This is a genomic window from Brevibacillus sp. HB1.4B (assembly GCF_013284285.1).
Lineage (GTDB): Bacteria > Bacillota > Bacilli > Brevibacillales > Brevibacillaceae > Brevibacillus > Brevibacillus porteri.
In genome coordinates this window covers 743,595-764,794 of record NZ_JABSUT010000001.1, presented here as the reverse complement: position 1 = coordinate 764,794, position 21,200 = coordinate 743,595, and the positions used below count along the sequence as shown (strand labels likewise).

17 protein-coding genes and 2 pseudogenes are annotated in these 21,200 nt (G+C 48.4%); all 19 read right to left on the bottom strand.

Annotated elements, in window-relative coordinates; translation table 11 throughout:
- Positions 1-33: 33 nt before the first annotated feature.
- Positions 34-1,017, bottom strand: coding sequence for an ABC transporter ATP-binding protein (locus tag HP398_RS03540; RefSeq protein ID WP_173621853.1), 984 nt, complete (start codon positions 1,015-1,017; stop codon positions 34-36).
- A complete protein-coding gene (locus HP398_RS03535) occupies positions 1,014-2,009 on the bottom strand; it encodes an ABC transporter ATP-binding protein (protein ID WP_173621852.1) in 996 nt (331 codons plus the stop codon). The genes HP398_RS03540 and HP398_RS03535 overlap by 4 nt, the downstream gene beginning before the upstream one ends.
- Positions 2,010-2,046: 37 nt before the next feature.
- A complete protein-coding gene (locus HP398_RS03530) occupies positions 2,047-2,940 on the bottom strand; it encodes an ABC transporter permease (protein WP_017248542.1) in 894 nt (297 codons plus the stop codon).
- 1 nt (position 2,941) lies between these two features.
- A complete protein-coding gene (gene nikB / locus HP398_RS03525; protein ID WP_173621851.1) occupies positions 2,942-3,880 on the bottom strand; it encodes a nickel ABC transporter permease in 939 nt (312 codons plus the stop codon).
- Between the two features lie 46 nt (positions 3,881-3,926).
- Positions 3,927-5,228 carry a serine hydrolase domain-containing protein gene (locus HP398_RS03520; RefSeq protein ID WP_173621850.1) on the bottom strand — a complete coding sequence of 434 codons (1,302 nt, stop codon included), beginning with the start codon at positions 5,226-5,228 and terminating at the stop codon, positions 3,927-3,929.
- A 31-nt stretch (positions 5,229-5,259) separates the two neighbouring features.
- On the bottom strand, positions 5,260-6,903 hold the full coding sequence (locus tag HP398_RS03515; RefSeq protein ID WP_173621849.1) for an ABC transporter substrate-binding protein: 1,644 nt from the start codon (positions 6,901-6,903) through the stop codon (positions 5,260-5,262).
- A 42-nt stretch (positions 6,904-6,945) separates the two neighbouring features.
- A complete protein-coding gene (locus HP398_RS03510) occupies positions 6,946-8,025 on the bottom strand; it encodes a M42 family metallopeptidase (protein WP_173621848.1) in 1,080 nt (359 codons plus the stop codon).
- Positions 8,026-8,050: 25 nt separating this feature from the next.
- Positions 8,051-9,622: an AMP-binding protein gene (locus tag HP398_RS03505; RefSeq protein ID WP_173621847.1), complete on the bottom strand. Its 1,572-nt coding sequence runs from the start codon at positions 9,620-9,622 to the stop codon at positions 8,051-8,053.
- Positions 9,623-9,642: 20 nt separating this feature from the next.
- Positions 9,643-10,413: an enoyl-CoA hydratase/isomerase family protein gene (locus HP398_RS03500; RefSeq protein WP_017248536.1), complete on the bottom strand. Its 771-nt coding sequence runs from the start codon at positions 10,411-10,413 to the stop codon at positions 9,643-9,645.
- The gene (locus HP398_RS03495) at positions 10,400-11,284 is read right to left on the bottom strand and encodes an amidohydrolase family protein (protein WP_017248535.1); all 885 of its coding nucleotides are present in this window, start codon (positions 11,282-11,284) and stop codon (positions 10,400-10,402) included. Before HP398_RS03495 ends, HP398_RS03500 begins: the two co-directional genes overlap by 14 nt.
- Positions 11,271-12,011 carry a TetR/AcrR family transcriptional regulator gene (locus HP398_RS03490; protein WP_371736706.1) on the bottom strand — a complete coding sequence of 247 codons (741 nt, stop codon included), beginning with the start codon at positions 12,009-12,011 and terminating at the stop codon, positions 11,271-11,273. Before HP398_RS03490 ends, HP398_RS03495 begins: the two co-directional genes overlap by 14 nt.
- Before the next feature lie 165 nt (positions 12,012-12,176).
- Positions 12,177-14,429 (bottom strand): ATP-binding cassette domain-containing protein, encoded by a 2,253-nt coding sequence (locus tag HP398_RS03485; RefSeq protein WP_173621846.1) that lies wholly within the window; start codon positions 14,427-14,429, stop codon positions 12,177-12,179.
- Positions 14,430-14,594: 165 nt separating this feature from the next.
- A complete protein-coding gene (locus HP398_RS03480; protein WP_371736705.1) occupies positions 14,595-15,857 on the bottom strand; it encodes a molybdopterin molybdotransferase MoeA in 1,263 nt (420 codons plus the stop codon).
- Positions 15,858-15,867: 10 nt separating this feature from the next.
- Positions 15,868-16,735: pseudogene (locus tag HP398_RS03475) on the bottom strand (GTP 3',8-cyclase MoaA).
- A pseudogene (locus tag HP398_RS03470) lies at positions 16,722-16,874 on the bottom strand (formate dehydrogenase accessory sulfurtransferase FdhD); the annotation flags it as partial. The pseudogenes HP398_RS03470 and HP398_RS03475, both read right to left, overlap by 14 nt.
- Positions 16,875-16,998: 124 nt before the next feature.
- Positions 16,999-17,349, bottom strand: coding sequence for a Na-translocating system protein MpsC family protein (locus tag HP398_RS03465; RefSeq protein ID WP_173621845.1), 351 nt, complete (start codon positions 17,347-17,349; stop codon positions 16,999-17,001).
- 14 nt (positions 17,350-17,363) lie between these two features.
- Positions 17,364-17,759 carry a phosphate-starvation-inducible PsiE family protein gene (locus tag HP398_RS03460; protein ID WP_173621844.1) on the bottom strand — a complete coding sequence of 132 codons (396 nt, stop codon included), beginning with the start codon at positions 17,757-17,759 and terminating at the stop codon, positions 17,364-17,366.
- Positions 17,756-18,235, bottom strand: coding sequence for a helical membrane plugin domain-containing protein (locus tag HP398_RS03455; RefSeq protein ID WP_173621843.1), 480 nt, complete (start codon positions 18,233-18,235; stop codon positions 17,756-17,758). The genes HP398_RS03460 and HP398_RS03455 overlap by 4 nt, the downstream gene beginning before the upstream one ends.
- A complete protein-coding gene (fdhF, locus tag HP398_RS03450; RefSeq protein ID WP_173621842.1) occupies positions 18,235-21,186 on the bottom strand; it encodes a formate dehydrogenase subunit alpha in 2,952 nt (983 codons plus the stop codon). Before fdhF ends, HP398_RS03455 begins: the two co-directional genes overlap by 1 nt.
- Positions 21,187-21,200 lie beyond the last annotated feature (14 nt).

Genomic DNA, 21,200 nt, shown 5'->3' with positions numbered 1-21,200 from the left:
CAAGTTCCAGAATTATAGAGCAGTCACCTTGCTTTAAGAAGGATCGATTGCGGGAAATGATTGATAGAGATGACAAGCGACCGATTGCCCTTCTATTTCACTCAGCTTTGGCAACTCGACTTTGCATATTTCCATGCTGGACCGGCAGCGCGGATGGAATTTACATCCCTTCGGCGGATTAGACGGAGACGGGAGATCTCCGGACAACACAATTTGCTCTCGCGTATCATCAGGATCGGTAATGGGTTTGGCTGAAAGCAATGCTTGTGTATAGGGATGCAGCGGTCGTCCAAACAGCTTCTCTTTCTCAGCATACTCGATGATTTCACCTAAATACATGACCGCCACTTTATCGGCAATGTGCTCAACTACGCTCAAATCATGTGAAATGAAGACATAGGTCAACGAAAATTGTTCTTGCAAATCCTGCAGCAAATTAAGAATTTGCGATTGAATCGACACATCCAGTGCGGAGACAGGCTCATCTGCGATAATCAGCTTTGGCCGAAGAATCAGGGCGCGGGCGATGCCAATTCGTTGTCTTTGCCCTCCGGAAAATTCGTGAGGATAGCGAGATAGATGCTGCTTGCTCATGCCGACAATCTCAATCGTTTCTTCCAGTAGCGCTTGTCTCTGCTCTCGAGGAATACCGTGCGAAATCAGCGGCTCCGTCAAGATGTGCCCGATCGTTAGTTTCGGGTTCAATGTTTCAAATGGATTTTGAAAAACCATTTGCATATTTCGCCTTACTGCACGCATTTCGTTTTTGTTCATTTTTCCTATTTCGTTACCTTGGAAACGAATTTCGCCTTGGACCGGCTCCAGCAAACGCAGAATACATTTTCCCAATGTAGACTTTCCGCAGCCTGACTCCCCGACAATCCCCAGCGTTTCTCCTTCATAGACGCTCACATCAATCCCGTTTAAAGCATGAACATCATGCGGTTGTTGAAACCACCCTTTTTTCATGCGAAACAGCTTGCGCAGCCCTTTCACTTCCAGGATTGGAGTCGTCATCCACCTACCACCGAGCTTTCCTGTTCATGATCCTTGTCTTGGGTAAATAACCAGCATCGACAAGAAGAATGCTGATCCACTGGACGGAGCACAGGATTTCGCTCCCAACATATCGCCATCGCTCTATCGCATCGCGGGGCAAACCGGCACCCATTTGGTTTGTTTTCCGGTGTCGGCACACTGCCTTTTATGCTGTGAAGCCTCTTTGTGCGTTGCCTTGGTGTCGATTGGAGCAAACCTACGGTGTATGGGTGCTTCGGATTGCGCAGCAACGACCGTACGTCGGCTGTTTCAATCGCTTGTCCCGCATACATCACTATGACGCGGTCGCACACTTCAGCTACCACCCCTAAATCATGCGTAATCATGATCACTGACATGCCGATGTCCCTTCTGATTTTTTTGATCAGATTCAAGATTTGCGCTTGAATTGTCACATCCAATGCGGTCGTCGGTTCATCAGCGATCAGTAATGACGGATTACATGCGATCGCCATGGCAATCATCACCCGCTGCCTCATTCCTCCTGACAAACGGTGCGGGTAATCCCTGTAAATCTCTTCTGCTCGGGAGATGCCCACCACGGTAAGCAAATCCAGTACCCGTTGCTTTACCGCCGCTTTGCTTTCATCCTCATGCTCATGCAGTACCTCACTGATTTGTCGGCCGATCGTCAACACCGGATTTAACGAATGCATCGGTTCCTGAAAAATCATCGCCATTTCCTTGCCTCTGAGACTGCGCATCTCGGCTTCACTCAGCGCAAGCACTTCTTTCCCGTTGAATCGAATGCTTCCAGTCAAAGTGGCATTATCGTCCAACAGTCGCATGAGCGAGAGCGAAGTGACGCTCTTGCCACACCCCGACTCTCCGACAATTCCCAGCGTCTCCCCTTTTTTCACATATAAATCAAGCTGATCAACAACCGTAACCGTACCCGACTCTTTCGAGAACCGGGTTGTCAGCCCTGTCACTTCCAATACATTGTCCATAAATGGAGTCCCCCTCTCCAATCCTCTTATTGCCCATTTACTTTTGCGTACGAGGATCAAAAATATCACGCAAGGCATCTCCCAGTCGGTTTACTGCCAACACGACAATGGTGATGGCCAATCCCGGGTATGTCGCAAGCCACCAGGCATCGGACAAATAATCTTTTCCTTCATTCAACATAGTCCCCCATTCGGGAGTCGGCGGCTGCGCGCCCAAGCCGATAAAGCCCAATGCAGCCGTATCGAGAATCGCTCCCCCGACGAACAGTGTCATGTAAACGAACAATACATTCGTAATATTGGGGAGAACCTGGAAAAGAATGATCCACCAGCTCGGCGTCCCGATCGACCTGCTGGCTTCCACATATCCAGACGACATGATGACGAGAGTCGCTGCCCTGATCAGACGCGCAAAGCTGGGAATCGAAGAAATGCCGATTGCGATCATCGCATTGGTTTGACTCGGTCCAAGCGCCGCGACAATGGCCAAGGCCAAAATGATCCCCGGCAAGGCAAGCAAAATATCCATAATCCGCATGAGCAGGTGATCAATAAATCCTCCCATATACGCACTGATGACACCAATCATCGTTCCTGCCGATACGGTGATGCCGACCGCCATGACAGCAACCACAAGCGTAACGCGCGTTCCGTATAAAATACGGGAAAACAAATCGCGGCCGATCGCATCCGTTCCGAGAACATGCTTGGCAGACGGGCCTTGCAAAAAGGCTTCGTAATTACTTTCAGTAGGGTCATAAGGAGCGATCCAAGGCCCGACGATTCCGATCACAGAAATGAGTAAAAGCACCACCAAGCTTAGTTTTGCTGCTCGCTGTTTCTTGATTTTTTCCCAAAAGGCAAGCTTGGGGAAAATCGGGGAGTTGGCATGCGTCGCCCCATGTGCGACAGTTTTGCTCACCTCATTCAAGTTACCGCCCCTCCTTTTCCGTAATGAGGTCGACACGCGGATCAATCAAACCATAGAGGAGGTCGACCATCATATTTACCACGACATAGACGAAGCCCATAAGCAGCACAATGCCCTGAATCATCGGAAGATCACGGGCTGAAATCGCACGGATAGCCAATGTGCCGATACCAGGCCAGTTGAACACTTGTTCGATGATAACCGCCCCACCCAGCAGAGTCGCGATTTGCAAGCCTACCACCGTAACAACAGGAATCATGACATTGCACAAGGCGTGTCGAAATAGGATTATCGACTCCCTCAATCCCTTGGCTCGTGCCGTTCGAATGTAATCATGGGAAAGCACTTCGACCATACCTGAACGCGTCAGTCGGCTGATCATCGCGGAAGACAAAACGCCCAAGGTACAAGCAGGCAAAACAAGATCCTTCCATCCCGTACCGCCCGCGATGGGAAACCAGCCTAATTGAACAGAAAATAACATGATTACGATTAACCCCAGCCAGAAGCTCGGCAGCGATAATCCGATCGAAGCTGCTGCCATCAGCATAAAGTCCAAGAGCGTATTTTTGTATTTCGCAGCGATCATTCCCATCGTTAAGCCAATCACGACCGCGATGCCAATCCCAGCGAAGGCTAGCTTGGCCGTTGCCGGAAACCGTTCCATTATTTCCACGATGACAGGTCTTTCTGTTTGTAAGGAAGTCCCGAAATCCCCTTGGATGACTTTTTCCATGTAGGTCAGGTACTGATGAGGAAGGGGTTGATTTAGCCCCATTTGATCACGTAACTGTTCCACTTGTGCTTTTGTAGCCTTTTCCCCTAACATGATCCGTACTGGATCTCCAGGAATAAAATGAACGAGCGCAAACGAAAAGATGGAAATGCCGAGGAGGACAATCACTCCTGAGAGCATCCGATTCAACAAATACTGTTTCATGATTCGTTCGCTCCTCTCTTCCAGAATGCGTATTCATTGCTTACGGCTAAACTCGCTTGGGAATTTGGCGATAGGAGCCCATCATGCGAATTACCGTGTGACTTCCGTCTCGTATAAAGCGTACGGTTTGATCCGAACCTTCAACGTTCGCGAGAAAAACGTCTTCGTCGATAGCTTTTAAAGAGAATGAGTCCAAATGATCGACCGTTACGATCAGCGTGCCTGCATCCACGCTTACCTGAAGATGAATTCCTTCCATAGATCCGTACTCGCCCGCATATTCAAGCAGACGATCTGTCGGGAGGTCATATTCCTTATACGTGACATGCGTTGATTTCGCAGGACGATTCTCGATGCAGTGAAACGTGCCATGTGCCAATGCGGCAGCCGGCGAACCGCTGAGATTGGTGAGCGCCACGGCAGCCAATCCGTTCTCGGGGATAATGCTCATGTAGGCTTGGATCCCTTTTTCTCTGCCGCTATGGCCCAGCATCACAGCGCCGTAGAAATTGGGTGTAATCGCTACACCATACCCGTAATATTGGTTTTGCTCGCATCGGAAATAAGGGGTGGTCATCTGCTGCACACTTTCCGTGCGAAGAATTCGTTCCTTGCCAATCAAACCTTTCGTGCGAAACAGCTCGGTGTATCTCATCATGTCGGTGAGCGTTGATTTTAATCCGCCGGATGATTGAAACGGCGGTGTCTCAAATAGCGGTGTCCTATCCTCGTACCCGTGCAACTCTTCCAAAGAAAAGCAACTATGCTGCATTCCAGCTGGTTGGAGAATATGCTCCTTCACATACGTCGAATATGGCTTGCCGCTTGCCCGCTCAACAATAGCACCCAGGAGCGTATAGCAATCATTGGAATAACTGAACTCCGTACCTGGTGCGCCCAATAAAGTAAATTCCAGTTGTGCCATATAGGTCATTAATTCCTCATAGGTGTTGATTCCACGCTTGAGTGCTTCATCGACGCAAGATAATGGCGGCAAACCGGAGGAATGAGTTAGAAAGTTGTGAATGGTGATTGCTTCCGTTCCACTTCTCGTTTTTACATGAAACTCTGGCAAAAAACGGGAAACAGGATCGGCAACGGTCAGTTTTCCGGCTTCCTGTAGCTGCATGATCGCAATAGCGGTGAACGATTTCGTAATCGAAGCGATTCCGAACAAAGTATCAACTGTCGCTACCTGACCTTGCTCGGTATCACGATAGCCGAAGCCTTTGGCATAAACGAGCTGTCCGTTTTTGGCCACTCCAATTGCAGCCCCAGGCACCTTGCTTCCCATCATTGTTTCCCGGACAAACTCCTCATAACTCACGATCCATTCCTGATTGTTCATGACCTGTTCTCCTTGTTTTTTGTTTCCTCGTTTACTTAACCCACACGTCCTGATACAATTTCAGTCCGGATGGATCAAGCATCAGTCCCTGAACACGGTTGTTTACTACGACAAACCGTTTTTCCGTGTAAATGGGAATCCAAAACGCCTCCTCCACAGCGCGCTTCTGAAGATCTTCATAAATTTTCGCTCTATCGTCGCTCTTCATCGTCACCTGTCCCTTTTCCAGCAAGGAATCGATCGTTTTGTCATGGATGGCTGACCGATTCATCCCACCGATCTGAGTTGAATGCATGAACGGAAACAAGATATCAGGGTCATCAGCCACGTATCCATCCAGCGCCAAGTCAAATGTGCCGGCAGCAGTTAACTGGTCGACTGCGCTGCCTTCCAGAGTAATGATTTTCACGTCTACCCCAATCGCTTTGAACATTCCTTGCATCAACTGGGCAGGTTGAGACCATACTTCCATACTCAACAATTCGAGATGAAGCGGTTTTCCTGCTTTCTCCCTTATCCCTTGTGCATTCAGTTTCCATCCGGCTTCTTCCAGGAGCTTCACTGCTTCCTCGGGGTTGTATTTGTATGCATATTGGGCAATGGATTGATCGTATCCGAACAAATTTGCTGGTAGCGGACCATCTGCAACAATTCCTTCGCCTTGCAGATGCGACTGCACGATAGCATCTTTCTTTACTGCCATTTGCAATGCTTTGCGTACATTTTTATCTTGTAAAATCTCGTTATTCAAGTTCAGCTCGACAAACAGCCCCAAGCCGCGCTTTGTCTGCTCAAGTACCGTAAAACGATTGTTGTTCTTGAATTTCTTCGCGTCTTTCGCAGGGAGATCAGCGATGTCGATGGTTCCACTCTCCAAAGCAGCGACAGCCGTTTGCGGATTTCGAATCAATTTCAGAACTAATTTGTCCGGCCTCGGTGGTCCTTGATTTTTAAAGAAGGGCGTTGCCCAGCGATACGCATCATTTTGAATCAGTGTGATAGAGTCTCCTGATTTCCAGCTCTCCATCTTCCATGGACCGACACCAACCGGATTCCTTCCGTATTGATCCCCAAACGTTTGCACCGCGTCCCCCGAGAGCGGCTGCATCCAGCTCGCGGAAGTGAAATAGGTGAGGAGCGTGGCAGATGGTTCATTCAACTCCAAAATAAGGGTCTGATCATCTGGTGTTTTGATCGATTTGATGATGCCAAGAACCATCCCTACGCCTTTCGGAGCGATTTCCGGTGCCATAGCCCGCTCAAACGTTCGCTTGTACGCCTGTGCAGTAAGCAGTGTCCCATCATGAAAGGTCACGCCTTGGCGAATGCGAAATGTCCATGTCTTCCCATCTTCCGAAATGGAGTACGATTCGGCCAGATGGGGCTTGACCTCATTTGTTTGGGGATCTCTGTAAAGGAGAGCCCCCCCTAGATTGAGCGCGACCCCCTCCGTGCTTAACGCTGTTGATTTGTGGACATCCAGTGTATCTGGTTCACTGCCGATCGCAACGGTGATCGTACCGCCCTTTTTCTCGGATATATTGGCATCTTTTTTTCCTTCATCCGTATCTGGTTTCGTGACAAGCGTCCCGCAGCCGACCACGCTTGCCAACAATACGAAACAGGAAAGGACAATGCTCACAAACGTGGTGGTTTCCCGCTTTCTTATCCCCATGAATGGCACCACTCTCCCTTGTTTGGGACATATCCTTGCCTCCTACAATCTGAGCCAATCAACCGTTTTTTGATCCAGCTTTTTGACGAGAGCCGTCAGCAATTTCACCGTATTTTCTACATCATCATGATGAAGAATCGAAGCGTGACTGTGAATGTAGCGCGCAGGGATTGCAATAACAACTGATGGAGCCCCTTTGCCAACCATATGTGCAGCTCCTGCGTCCGTACCCGCACCTGCAATAGCACCATATTGATACGGGATGCCTTCCTCTTCAGCCGTATCAAATAACAGTTCCCGCAATTTTCGATTGGGTACGAGCGAGCCGTCGAATAGACCAATTGTAGGCCCGCCACCGCACTTGATATCAGGCAAATTAGGAGAGTCGGCGCTTCCTGGCGTGTCAAACGTTATCCCCGTCTCCAATGCAATGAATATATCTGGCTGCACCATATACGTGCTCGTGAATGCACCGCGGCATCCCACTTCTTCTTGTGCAGTAGCGCCGCTAAAGACGATGTTGGGGTGATCCGTTTCTTGTAACTGTTTCATTACTTCAATGGCTGTAAGGCAACCGCCGCGATTATCGAGCGCTTTTGCCATATACATCTTGTCATTCGCCATCACCGTGAAAGGGCAGATCGGCACAATCGGATCACCTGGACGAATCCCCAGTTCCTTTGCCTGTTCTGCACTGGATGCTCCGATGTCGATGAACATACGCTCGATCTCAACCACTTTCTTTCGTTCTTCCGAAGACAGCAGATGCGGCGGTTTTGACCCGATTACGCCGACGATATCCCCTTTGCGTGTTTTAATGTTCACGCGCTGTGCCAGCATCACCTGCGACCACCAGCCACCAAGCGGCTGGAAGGCGATGAATCCATCCTTCATGACACGCGTTACCATGAACCCCACTTCATCCATATGGCCCATCATCATGATTTTGGGTCCATTGGCCAGGCCTGTTTTCCGCCCGATTATGCTTCCCAGATTATCTGTGAACACTTCTTCTGTAAGCGGTTCCAAGTACGTGTGCATTAATTCTCGCACTTCCTGTTCTTGTCCGGGAACTCCGGAAGCCTCTGTCAGCTCTTTCAGTACCTTTACCCAACTATTCATCCCTATCTTCCTCTCCATTTGCATGTTATCTCCAGCTATCATCCATGCGATCATAGGAACCGATGCGAAGATCTGCTTTTTCGTTCGCCAGTACATGCTTGGCTATACGCTCAGATGGGGTACGAGGCAATTCACTTCGGTATTCCCAATATCGTGGAACCTTGTAGTAAGCAAGATGCTCGGCGCAATAAGAGATCAACTCATGAGGAGGCACCGTTTGGTCCGCTTTCACTACCACGTATGCCTTGATTTCTTCCCCGCGTATTTCGTCTTTCACTGGAAGACAGGCAGCATATTGCACGGCCGGATGCATTTTCATGACTTCCTCAACCTCAGCAGCCGAAATATTTTCCCCGCTCCGGCGAATCATCTCCTTTTTTCTGCCGACATAATAGATGTATCCGTCTTCGTCCATTCGCACCAAATCTCCGGTGTGGAACCAGCCGCCCTGAAAGGCAGCGCAAGTCGCATCAGGGTCTTTATAGTAGCCATCCATCATCCCCAAGCCCCGTAGGACGAGTTCGCCAACCTCGCCTCTCGAAACGGGGCGGTTGTGAATATCAACAATGCGGACGGTCCGGTCTTTATCCGGTTTTCCGATGCAGCCTGTTCCGAGCAATCGGTCATGATCGTGTGGTTTTACCGAAATATCTCCACCTGTCTCTGTCATGCCAAAAACTTCATACCACGGCGCGCCCCATCGCTCTTCCAATTCGCGGTGCAGATGCGGGGGAATGGCCGAGCAAAAGATGGTGCGAACGTTATTTTCCCTGTCTAAGGGCGAGCGTGGTGTTTTGACCATTAGCGTGGGCATGATCCCCAGGCAGTAGAAAAAGGTAACGTCATATTGCCGTACTTTCTTCCAAAATGTAGAGGGATGAAATCGATCGAGAACCACAAGCTTTGCCCCCACAGCGATCGCACCCAGCAAATTCCATTGCGGGTCCATATAGTAAAAGGGCTGCGCCGTTAACAGTACATCTGAATGGGTCAAATTGGGATGCTGCTCGATCATCTTTTTTGCTATGGTGAGCCAATATTCATGGGAAAGCATACACCCCTTGGGGAAGCCTGTCGTGCCGGATGTATATTGGATGTTGACTAAAGTTTCAGGAAAAACGGTAAGTGCTGTTGGTGTCGTGGGCGCTGTTTCACACATCGTTCTGAAATCGACAGCGTTGGGATCGTCTGATTGGTCTACTGAGAGGATTGTTTGGAGGGTTTGTAAGGAAGGTCTGATCTTCTGTAGCAGGGATAAAAACTCCTGTGAAGTTACGATAACGATTGCTTCGGAGTGGTGGAGGATATATTGTGCATCGTACTCTTTGTAATTTACATTTATCGGCACGATAGTCGCGCCCAGTTTTGCCAACGCCAGCCAAGTAAGCGGGAATTCCGGCTGGTTCCTCAGCATGACGGCTACCCGATCCCCATAGCCTACGCCCAGCACTTGGAGCATGTTGGCGATCTGGTTGGAACGGTCTTCTATCTCCTTAAATGATAGTTGTTCATTCCATTCATCAAAGACAAGCCCGATTTTTTCTCCCCATCGTTTGGCCGCCCGCGCCGTCAAAGACTTGATTTCTTGCAAGTCCAAAAGGTTTCAGCCCTCCTTCTTTATACCGATCCTTTTTTTCGGAACCCTTCAGCCGCCTGCTTGGATTCGATCGATTGCACGGTTGCCAGCGCATGCTCGATCTCCAATTCAAAAGCTGCCTCCAGATCGCATTGTGCTCCGCGATTTAGCGCAAATTTGGCTTTTGCAAGCGCTACTTGCGGGAGCTCAGCTAACCGTTTCGCCCACTTGTCAGCTTCTTCAGCTAACACTTTATGATCCACTACCTTGTTGATGAGTCCTAGATGCAGTGCTTGCGATGCACCAAACCTTTCGCCCGAAAACAGCAATTCTTTCGCCCGGACCAGTCCAATCGCGATGGGAAGGATATGTGAGATTCCTCCAGTAACACTAAGTCCGACACTCACTTCCGGAAAGCCGAATTCGGCATCTTGAGCGGCGATGATCAAATCGCATCCGAGTGCAAACTCACACCCTGCTCCTAATGCATAACCATGGACCGCAGCGATCACCGGAAAAGGAACGCGCTGAATCTTTCGTGTTATATCCTGAATTTTCTGTAGATTAAGGCGTATCTCAGCCTCATTTGCAGGCTTTTCTTCATGACGCAAATCATGTCCTGCACAAAAAGCATTCCCGCGGCCAGCCAGTATTGCCGCCCTTACTCCTTCCCGTTCCAACTTATCGAGCGATCCATACAGCTCCTCTACCAATTGTGGAATCACCGCATTTAACCGCTCGGGGCGATTCAGGTGAATCCAGCCTATCTCTTGATGGATCTCACACTCTACCACCGCCTTACGTGTTGTCATTCTTTTTTACCTCCGCCTTTATTTTGGAAAACAATGCTCTTGCATTCGAACCGAGCACCTTCTCTAGCACCTCGGGCTTTATGCTTAATTCCTTCCATTCTGCAATCGCGCGTTTCAGAGGAAATACAGGCCAGTCTGTTGCAAAGAGGATTTGATCTTGCAAGAGGTTGTTTGCTAACCTGTACATCATCTCCCACCCTGCTCCTTGCACCCCCAAATACCTTGGAGAAAGCCCGCCCAAATCCATCAGAACATTGGGGTGCTTGCGCGCTACGGCAACCATTTCAGGCACCCAGGGCCACCCCCCATGACACGCGATCAATGTTAATTCTGGGAAATCACAGGCGACTTGATCTAGTAACAGCGGGTGTTCATTCCGGATGGGATGAATCATCGAATAATTAATTCCCGTATGAATGGCAACTGCCAAGCCTAACTCGGCAGCCTTTGCGTATACGGGATATAATTTGCGATCATCGATCGGCATCTCAAAAAATGCAGGCTGGATGTTTACTCCCAGAAAGCCCAACTCTCTGATGCGGCTCACTTGTTGGACAGCGCGCATCGGTCTGAAATGCTCCATTGAAATCGTACCGAATCCTGAGAAGAGCTCAGGGTGAGCGGATATGACTTTTGCCAATGCATCATTCAGCGCATCTCCATTCTCGCCGAATTCGTATTCTGCATGCATAATGGCATGGTGTACTCCTGATTCTTTCATTTCTTGAATCAAATCGTCGAGCGTTTTCGCGATAGTCGATCTTACTTGTAACACCGCATCATATTGAGCGACGTACTCATTTCGCATTTCACCGATGCGTGCCTCACGGAACTGCTGTGGCAAGCGGACACGGGCATCAAGAATGTTCATGCGCAGCAGCCCCCAGCCATGGTTTCATAAAAAAACGAGCGGGTTCAGGCAGATCTAAATCGGAGACAGTCAGTTGCTGACCGTTTCGCTTTGCCTGTACGAGTGCAAGCGCCATATCGGAAAAATTCAAGCTGATTTCTTCCAATGAATTTGGGCCATCGGGTGAGTACCAATGGGCGACACCCGTGCACATTTGAAGCAAAGCCAGGACGGTAAGCTTGGTATTTTCTATCGTAAATACGCCCCCCTCTAATCCGTCCGTTAAAATACGATGCCAGAGCAGCTCATATTCACTGCGCAACCTGGCAATTTCTACGCGCGTATTTCCTGTCAGCGCACGGAACTCGGTATCTACTACTAACGCTGTTAGCTTGTCAATGGCATGGCTGGTAACATGAAGCTGTACAAACGCTGCCAATTGTTGTTCGGGCGCTTCAAGTTCAGCGAGCACTTCCTTTGCATTTCCAAGTAGGGTCTGTAACCCTTCTTGCATGATGGCAACGAGCAGATCCTCTTTTGTTTTCATGTAATGATAGAGGGTGGAGGAGGTTACCTCTGCTTCTAGAGCGATATCACGTATGCTGGTTGCTTCAAATCCTTTTCTTGCGAATAGCCGTAATGCTGCTTGAAATATTTTTTCTTTCGTCAAAAAAGCGCGCTCCTTTCTACTGATGATTACAGAAAACTCGAGTCGATCGATCGATCGATAGGTTGCTTGTAATCCCACTTTACTAACCACCTGGTTTAATGTCAAGATTATTTTTTATTTTCTGATATTTCCCTTAGCATAACAAAAATCTCCTCCGGTTTCCCCATGAGGAGATCTGAATTCGTTATGCCATAGCAGCTTTTACATTGGGCTCCCATACATTACGAAAGTAGATTAGATGCATTACTTCAAATATCTTCCCGTGATCGACTGTTCCGCATGGATGATCTGCGGAGGTGTGCCCTCGAAGACCACCTGACCGCCGTTGCTGCCTCCGTCCGGTCCCATATCGATAATCCAATCCGCTTGGCTGATCACATCGAGATTGTGCTCGATGACGATTACCGTATTGCCTGTATCCACGAGGCGGTTCATGATCTCCAGAAGGTGACCGATATCTGACATATGTAGGCCAGTTGTCGGCTCGTCCATCACGTAGATGCTGCCCTTCTTGTGCAGCTCGCTTGCTAGTTTGATGCGCTGGCATTCCCCGCCGGAGAGCGTGCTAAGTGGCTGGCCGAGTGTAATATAGTTTAGCCCCACATCACTCATCGCCTGGAGCTTGCGCACAACTTCTTTTAGCTCAAAAAATTCCAATGCCTGCTCCACCGTCATCTCCAGTACTTCTGCAATTGACTTGCCGTTCAGCTTGTATGCGAGCACCTCTTCCTTGAACCGTCTTCCTCCGCAGACTTCGCACGGCAGCTTGACGCTTTCGAGGAATGCAAGGTCTGTATACACAACCCCTAGACCTTGGCAGTTCTCGCAAGCCCCCTTGGAGTTGAAGCTGAACAAGCCTTGGTTGACCTTGTTCGCGGAAGCAAACGCCTTGCGCACATCATCCATGATCCCTGTGTAGGTCGCGGGATTGGAGCGTGTTGACACGCCTACCGCCGATTGGTCGATGACGATCGCATCCGAATGGTTGCTAAGGAATACTTCGTTTATCAGCGTACTCTTACCTGAGCCGGCGACACCCGTAACTACGGTCAGCACTCCGGTTGGAATATCAACACTCACGTTCTGCAGGTTGTGCAGTTTGGCATCCACAATGGATAACTTGCCGGACGGCTTCCTGTAATCTTGCTTCAGCTGGATCGGCCGCTTCATATGGGTACCTGTCAGTGTCCCTGACTCCAGCAGACCTCCAAAGCTGCCTTCATACACGATGGTACCGCCGTGGCTACCGGCGTGAGGTCCGACGTCGACGATATGATCTGCCACCTTGATCACATCAGGATCATGCTCGACGACAATGACGGTATTGCCCTTGTCGCGCAGCTTCTGGAGCAATTCATTTAATCGGTGTACATCACGGGGATGTAAACCAACGCTGGGCTCATCAAAAATGTAAGTAACATCCACCAGACTGCCGCTCAGATGCTTCACCATTTTGACACGTTGCGACTCGCCGCCGGACAAGGTATCCGTCTCACGATCCAGCGTCAAGTAGTCTAGTCCGATATCCACTAGATGCTGCAACCGTTCCGTCAACGACTTGACCATCGGTGCGGCGACCGAATCGTCAATCCCCTGAATGACGCGAATGAGCCGACCGACCTCCATGGAAGACATCTCTGCAATGTTGAGGCCATTGATTTTGCAGTTCAGTGCGGCCTGATTGAGTCTCGCACCATGACAGCTGGAGCAAGAACCTTCGGAGATGAACGGCGCAACCGCTTTTTGTGTACGCTCAGATTTCGTCTTTAGATCCTGCTTGATGTATTTGTTGGTGAATTTCTCCATGACGCCTTCTACTGTAATATTCACGGCTTTCCCGGCGAATTGCATCTCCACTTTCCTCGCCTTGGCGTACAACAGCTGCTCTAGCTCCTCATCCGAATAATCGCTCAGCTTCTTGTCAGGATTAAAGCCCGTCTGCACGAGCATATTCCATTCCATGCCGTCTACCTTATAGTCCGGCAGCATGATTGCCCCTTCATTCAACGACTTTGACATGTCCAGCGCCTTGCTCATGTCAACGCTCAGACTGCGACCGATCCCGTTGCATTCGGGACACATGCCTTGGGGGTCATTAAAGGAGAACATATGCGCTTGTCCAACATTGGGCTGACCTATTCGGGAGAAGAGCAGGCGAAGAATAGGAGAAATATCGGTAATTGTGCCCATCGTGGAATGGGAGCCGCCCCCCAGTCGCTTCTGGTCCACGATAACCGCCATACTCAGGTTCTCGATCGCGTCCGTATCCGGCTGCGGATAACGGGGCAAGAAATTGCGCACGAACATGCTGAAGTTCTCATTCAGCAATCGCGTGGATTCTGCGGCGATCGTATCGAAGACGATCGATGACTTGCCGGAGCCAGATACACCGGTGAAGATCGTAATCTTCCGCTTGGGAATGCGTAAGGATACGTTCTTGAGATTGTTTTCCCTCGCACCGGAGATTACGATATACTCCTGATTAGATTCGCTCATGCCAAACATCCTTCCGATAGTATTCATTTCTACTTATATTTACATTGTACCATTCAGAAGGAGATCTTCGCTTCTGGCAGTTCTCGCTTACAACCAAGCACTTCGCCTACCTATTATTTCCAATGGACAGCCGTTATTTTCACCAAAGCGCCCGCAAGGTGAGTATTATCCTCTAAGCATCAAGGCACAGACAAGTTCACCTTGTAGCATTCCCTTTCCTCCAGATGGAATCTTGATCAAGCAATCGGAATCTTTAATGGATACCGTAACGCTTGATTGATCCATCCCAACAGGTTTTACGAACACCTTGCCATCGATTACATAAGACTTTCCGCGAACATACCGAGGATACCCATTTATCTTTGTAAAGTCTTCGCCTAGAAAAGCAGTAAAGTCTCTCATGTATCTATTTTGAATACCCTGCATACCCAAAATCACAGGACGGACGAAGAGCTCAAAACCAACAAAGCATGCTCCCGGATTGCCTGACAAAGCAAACAAAAATTGATCATTCCAAACCCCTGCGGATGTAGGACTTCCGGGTCGCATCGCTACTTTGTTAAACAGGACCTTCCCTTTCCATTTTTCAAAAATATCTACGAGAATGTCGTAGTCGCCTACCGATACTCCACCTGATGTGATCACGAAATCCGCAACGGAAAATGCTTCAAGAATACGAGTTTGTGCCTGATCCGCTTCGTCTGGGATGGAACCCATCAGTAATGGAATCCCTCCTGCCCCCCGAATAAGTGCCGCCAGCATATAAGAGTTACTGTTTCGAATTTTACCTGCGCAAAGTGGCGCATCTACAGGTAAAAGCTCTGAACCTGTTGCAAAAATTGCGATGGTTGGGCGCTTATATACTTTGACGCGGGAGAAACCGAATGTAGCCAACAATGCGGTCTCACCAGCGAGGATTTCTGTACCTTTTTGCAGAACACAATGGCCCATTGTGATTTCGTGGCCAATCGGAGTCAGGTTCTGCCCAGGATGGACTTCTTTTTTAATGGAAATGTACGTTTTGCCCTGCTCCTCAAGGTCGTCTGTCATTTCCAGCATAATGACTGCGTCTGCATTTTCAGGTACCATGGCTCCCGTCATGATTCGGGAGGCCGTTCTTTGCGATAATTCTTTTGTAGGTAGAGCTCCACACGGAATATTGTCGATCACTTCCAAAAGGACAGGAGATTCAGATGATGCCCCTCGAGTTGAACTGGACATAATCGCAAAACCATCCATCCCAGAACGCCGGAAATGAGGCATATTGTCTGGCGCAATGATATCCTCCGCCAACGTACGACTGTAGGCATTTTCCAATGAGACTTCTTCCACATCCAGACGGTTCAGATGTTGCTCAATTCTGCGCTGTGCTTCCACAACTTGAACCGCATTTCGATGAAACCGATTCACGCAATCTACTCTATCCATGTCGTCTACACTACCCTCCAATTTGAGACATGCGCCTACCTGTTGGTACATGCGACTGACTCTCATCAACTAAAGCTTTGGCCATTTCGTGATTCAGTGGTTTGATATGCAATGCTCGAAAAAAGAGGTCGCGTACCGCTTCATCATCTCCAATGCACGTACGAACATTAAACTCATCCGACCAATATAGGCATGGCTTTATATTTCCATCTGCTGTCAAACGAAGCCGATTACAAGTTTCGCAGAAATGATCGCTCACGGGATGAATAAGCCCAAAACTCCCCTTGGCGCCTTCTATCCGAAACGTTTGTGCAGGTCCGTTGCCTCGCACTTCATGACTCTCAGCCACTTTCCAGCCCAAATGATGACAGCGTTCCAATACGAAGGACGACGTTCAACTTAATTGGATCTATCCCTACTTGTTGGCATGCAGCTATGCTATCCAAAACGCGATGGACATCTCCACCGCGGGTAATCAACGAAAAACGATCCGCTTTCAATGTATCCAGACTGATATTCACACGGTTCAAGCCGGCTTCTTTTAATTGTTGAGCCTTTCTCGCCAAGAAAATCCCATTGGTAGTCATTGCGATATCTTCGATTCCTGGAATTCCCGCTATCGCGGATACCAAATGTTCAATGCCTTTGCGGACCAATGGTTCTCCACCTGTCAGCCTTACTTTTTTGACCCCCATTTCGGCCAAAACCCTCACAACCTCGGTTATTTCGTTCAAAGACAAGATATTTTCATCAGGTTCAAATTCCATCCCATCAGCAGGCATGCAGTAAACACACCGCAAGTTGCAACGATCCGTTACCGATATGCGTAAATAGTCATGGACACGACCAAAAGCGTCCACCAATTCACTTGGAATCACTGGACTTCCCCCTTTCAACCTCTGCAATTCGTTCGGGCCACGTGTACACATTAAACTTTTGATTTCGAATAAAACCAACCGTGGAAATGCCAAGACCCTGCTCCAGACGAAGAGCCAATTCAGTAGGAGCTGACTTCGATCGGTGATTCTGTCACGATGGAATCTACCACTTCCTTCAAAGTACCATATTCATCATGCAGGAGATGTGATAAAACGCACACCGGTTGAATCATGAGCGTTTCTCTCCTTTCCTCCCATCCTGATCAAGAAATTGATCTATCTAAAACATAGACGGTCATGGCAATGTCCTCTTCAATGTTAATATCTGAAAAAATCCGCAAGACCTTTGCGTGGATGATATCTTCGAGTTTTGCTACCACCTCAGGGTCGTTATAAATGTTCTTCACGAGCTTCGTGCGTGCATCGTGTACCATTCGTTTGCCTTCATCAGACAGAATCATAAATTTTTCAACATTTGTCAGGTTCCCTTTCATCTCACAGATCACCCATGGACCACAAAAACGTGTAACGATTTCTTTCGGACCGTTACCGACGTATTCTTTTCGTATCTCACGAACTAGCATGCTGAATTGATGTTCGAGGTTTTTCGTCATTCGATGCTCTCCTTTCATTCCCCTTGTTTGTTCTTACGAGGAGCCAACAATAGGTAACAAATGACCAGGATAAGAATCACTAGCGATAGAATCAGATTATTCATAGCGTCATCACGATTGACGATGATAAAACGTATCGTGCCGGTAATGCCGATATAGATGAGGTATCGTAGCGGAAAGTGATACTCTTCCTTAAAATATTTGACGATCATAGAAACAAAAACAAAGTACAGGAAAAAGGCTAAGACTTCCTCCAAAATATCATGAACGTTAGTATTACCAAGAAGTGCAGCTGTCACAATGAAATACAGTTCGCGTACTAGATAAAAGCTCAAGACAAGCCCCAGAATGATGAGTGAAGTATTTAGCATCCGTTGATAGAAGTGCACGATTGATGTCTCGTTCATCATTCCTTTAAACCCTCTCCTAATCCTTTCAGCAGGTTTATACCAAAACCCATTGCCCGATTGATGTCTGGATCACGCAGAGCTTTCATCAAATCGAAGACACCAACCTTTTTTCCAGAGCGAAGAGCATCATCGACCCTTTGTAGACCCTTTGTAACACCGCCCATCAGCTTTTTTGTCATATCAGGATCTAGCTCTGTTAACCCACCTGCGGCAGCCATCGCATTGTTGATCATAGTAGTGACAGGTGGACGTACCATTTGCCCTACGACAATTTTGGCAATATCCTCCTTCGCCTCTACGACGGCGTTGAGTGCTCCAAGAATTCCACTTTTATGGAGTTCCTGGAGCAGCTTGATCGTTGCCTGAATCCCTTCCGGATTTTTGGCGAGCGCTTGTATGACACTTTCTACCGATTGATCTTGTTTTTCTCTTTCAGTAAGAACAGGTTCTACCACTTTTGAAATCGGTCTTGCCATTATTTTTTACCTCCCACCATGTTTACATCTGCAATCGGTTCATAATCGTCTCTCGCCCATTTGCGCTCTACCTGGACACCCAACTGAGGGTTTCGCTTTGCATAGCGGGGATTGTACATGGGCAGTGGAGTCATTCCTTTTTCTTTGAGAAACTCCATACGTACTTTTGCTTGCTTGTAGGCAGGGGTTTGCGTGCGAACGTCCCCAACGCTGCCGGTTAAAAGGTTAATGGCATTTTCATGGCTAACAGAGTGCATGGGTACATACAATTCTTTACCGCTGACTCGATCTGTCACGAGAACACGAAGCTTAATGGCTCCGTATGGAGAGACGAGCCGAACCAACGAACCGTCTTTTAGCCCCCGCTCGCGAGCAAGCTCAGGGGAAACCTCCACAAATACTTCCGGTAGCTTATATTGGATGCCTTTTGATTTATTCGTCATATTTCCTTCATGGAAATGCTCCAGTAGTCGTCCATTATTTAAGGTAAGATCAAATTCCGATGGATACTCCATAGGCGGAACATATTCAACGAGCGAAAGTCTTGCTTTTCCGTCTGGGAAGTTGAATTGATCTTTGTACAGAAGCGGCTCGTGGGTACCATCTTGTTGCACTGGCCAAAGCAAGCTGCTCCATCCTTCCAAACGATCATAAGAGACTCCAGCATAAATCGGTGCCAGGCTCGCAATTTCGTCCATGATCTCTCCTGGGTGTTGGTAACTCCAGTTTGCGCCCATTCGTTGTGCGATTAGTTGGATGATCGACCAGTCCGGTTTTGATTCTCCCAGTGGTTCCATTACTTGATACAACCGTTGGATACGTCTTTCCGTATTCACAAAGGTACCCTCTTTTTCCAGGGATGGAGACGCAGGTAAAACGACATCGGCAAATTGAGCCGTCTTGGTCAGGAATATGTCTTGTACGACAAAGAAATCAAGCTTGCTGAGCGTATCATGCACGTGGTTGGCGTTGGAGTCGACCCAAGCCATGTCTTCCCCCATCAGGTACATAGCTTTCAGTTCGCCTTTCTCCACCGCTTCCAGCATTTCAATATTGGTTAAGCCTGATTTGTTCGAGATCGTTACGTCATACGCCTTTTCAAATTTGGCCCTCGCCTGATCATCCCTAATTGGCTGATACCCTGGCAGCCAGGTGGGGAGTGTCCCCATGTCGCAAGCGCCTTGTACGTTGTTGTGTCCACGCAATGGATAGGCTCCTGCTCCTGGTCGACCGTAGTTTCCTGTTACCAGCAAGAGATTAGAGATAGCGGCTGACGTATGCGAACCCGCGATATTCTGCGTCACACCCATTCCCCACAAAATGCAAGTACCATCCGCTTCGCGAATCATTGTGGCTGTTTCAATTAACTGTTCTTTTGTCAGCCCGGCTACTTCCACAGCATACTCCAGCGTGTATTTTTCAAGCATTTTCCGATAAGAATCAAAATCGTTTACCCGGTTTTGGAGAAAGGCTTCGTCATGCCAGCCTTGATCGATGATGTACTTCGCGACTGCCGTCAGCCAGACAAAATCGGTCCCTTGCTTTGGATGCAGGTAAAGATCGGAACGTTCGACCATTTCATGCTTGCGCAGATCTGAGACAATCAGTTTTTGACCGTGTAGTTTCTTTGCCCGTTTCACGCGGGTTGCCAAGACGGGATGACCCTCTGTTGGATTCGCACCGACGATGATGACTAATCCAGCACTTGCGATATCTTGAATGGTACCCGAGTCACCACCGTATCCTACCGTTGCAAGCAACCCATCGGTGGCAGGTGACTGGCAGTACCTGGAGCAGTTGTCAATATTGTTTGATTCAAATACCTGCCGCGCCAGTTTTTGCATGAGGTAGGCATCTTCATTGGTCGTTTTGGATGAGCTAACAAATCCAAGCGCGTTGCCTCCGTAGTTTTGCTTGATGGAACCCATTCGCTCGGTGATCAGTGCAAGCGCCTCATCCCACGTAGCTGGCACAAATGCGTCTCCCTTTCGAATCAAAGGTGTAGTCAAACGTTGATCACTGTTAACAAAATCCCAGCCGAACTTCCCTTTTACACAAGTAGAGACACTGTTGACTGGAGAATCTTCCGTTGGTTCTACTTTTAGAATGTGGCGGCCTTTGGTCCATACCTCAAATGAACAGCCTACCCCACAGAACGTACATACGGTTTTCGTTTTCTTGGTCCTTGTTTCCCGCATCGCCGCCTCTACTTCAGAGATAGCAAAAATGCTGCTGTAGCCAGGCTCGACTTCTTTAATGAGATCGACCATCGGATTTAACAGGTCTTTTTTTATCCCTGACAGAAAGCCAGCTTCACCGAGCATGGATTTCTCCATTAGTGCATTGCACGGACAGACTGTCACACACTGACCGCATGACACACAAGATGATTCATTAATCGATTTATTATCATCCCAGATCACTCTGGGAATCTCTCGTTCCCAATCGATGGTGAGCGTTTCATTTACCTGTAAATCCTGACAAACCTCCGTGCAACGGCCACAGAGAATGCATTGATCGGGATCATAGCGATAAAAGGGATGCGACATATCCACTTCTTCCTTTTTTTCTCGGAACGGGCGTGTTTGGTGCTCAATTTCGAGCAGCTCTGCCGTATTGTGAACCCGACAATTTCCGTTGTTGTTGTCGCAGACGGTACAATACAGCATGTGGTTTTCCAAGATCCGGTCCATTGCTTCTGCCTGTGCACCTTTTGCCCGTTCGGAGGATGTAAGGATATGCATCCCTTCCTCGATAGGAGTCGAGCATGCCCGCATCATTTTCCCGTCAATTTCACACATGCATGTATCACAAGTTTGAATGGGCCCTAATATGGGTGAGTAGCAGATGTGAGGATGCTCTATTTCCTGTTGCAGTAAATAATCTAGGATACGGGTTCCTTCCTCCGCTTCATGCTTCACTCCATTTAGTTCAAAGCTAATTTTTTGCATCTTCTCTAAAACCT

Excerpts from the sequence above, each read along its gene's own strand:
- HP398_RS03540 (WP_173621853.1), bottom strand. The coding sequence starts at position 1,017 with ATGACGACTCCAATCCTGGAAGTGAAAGGGCTGCGCAAGCTGTTTCGC.
- HP398_RS03535 (WP_173621852.1), bottom strand. The coding sequence starts at position 2,009 with ATGGACAATGTATTGGAAGTGACAGGGCTGACAACCCGGTTCTCGAAA.
- nikB (WP_173621851.1), bottom strand. The coding sequence starts at position 3,880 with ATGAAACAGTATTTGTTGAATCGGATGCTCTCAGGAGTGATTGTCCTC.
- HP398_RS03520 (WP_173621850.1), bottom strand. The coding sequence starts at position 5,228 with ATGAACAATCAGGAATGGATCGTGAGTTATGAGGAGTTTGTCCGGGAA.
- HP398_RS03515 (WP_173621849.1), bottom strand. The coding sequence starts at position 6,903 with ATGGGGATAAGAAAGCGGGAAACCACCACGTTTGTGAGCATTGTCCTT.
- HP398_RS03510 (WP_173621848.1), bottom strand. The coding sequence starts at position 8,025 with ATGAATAGTTGGGTAAAGGTACTGAAAGAGCTGACAGAGGCTTCCGGA.
- HP398_RS03500 (WP_017248536.1), bottom strand. The coding sequence starts at position 10,413 with ATGACAACACGTAAGGCGGTGGTAGAGTGTGAGATCCATCAAGAGATA.
- HP398_RS03495 (WP_017248535.1), bottom strand. The coding sequence starts at position 11,284 with ATGAACATTCTTGATGCCCGTGTCCGCTTGCCACAGCAGTTCCGTGAG.
- HP398_RS03485 (WP_173621846.1), bottom strand. The coding sequence starts at position 14,429 with ATGAGCGAATCTAATCAGGAGTATATCGTAATCTCCGGTGCGAGGGAA.
- HP398_RS03480 (WP_371736705.1), bottom strand. The coding sequence starts at position 15,857 with ATGGATAGAGTAGATTGCGTGAATCGGTTTCATCGAAATGCGGTTCAA.
- HP398_RS03465 (WP_173621845.1), bottom strand. The coding sequence starts at position 17,349 with ATGACGAAAAACCTCGAACATCAATTCAGCATGCTAGTTCGTGAGATA.
- HP398_RS03460 (WP_173621844.1), bottom strand. The coding sequence starts at position 17,759 with ATGATGAACGAGACATCAATCGTGCACTTCTATCAACGGATGCTAAAT.
- HP398_RS03455 (WP_173621843.1), bottom strand. The coding sequence starts at position 18,235 with ATGGCAAGACCGATTTCAAAAGTGGTAGAACCTGTTCTTACTGAAAGA.
- fdhF (WP_173621842.1), bottom strand. The coding sequence starts at position 21,186 with ATGCAAAAAATTAGCTTTGAACTAAATGGAGTGAAGCATGAAGCGGAG.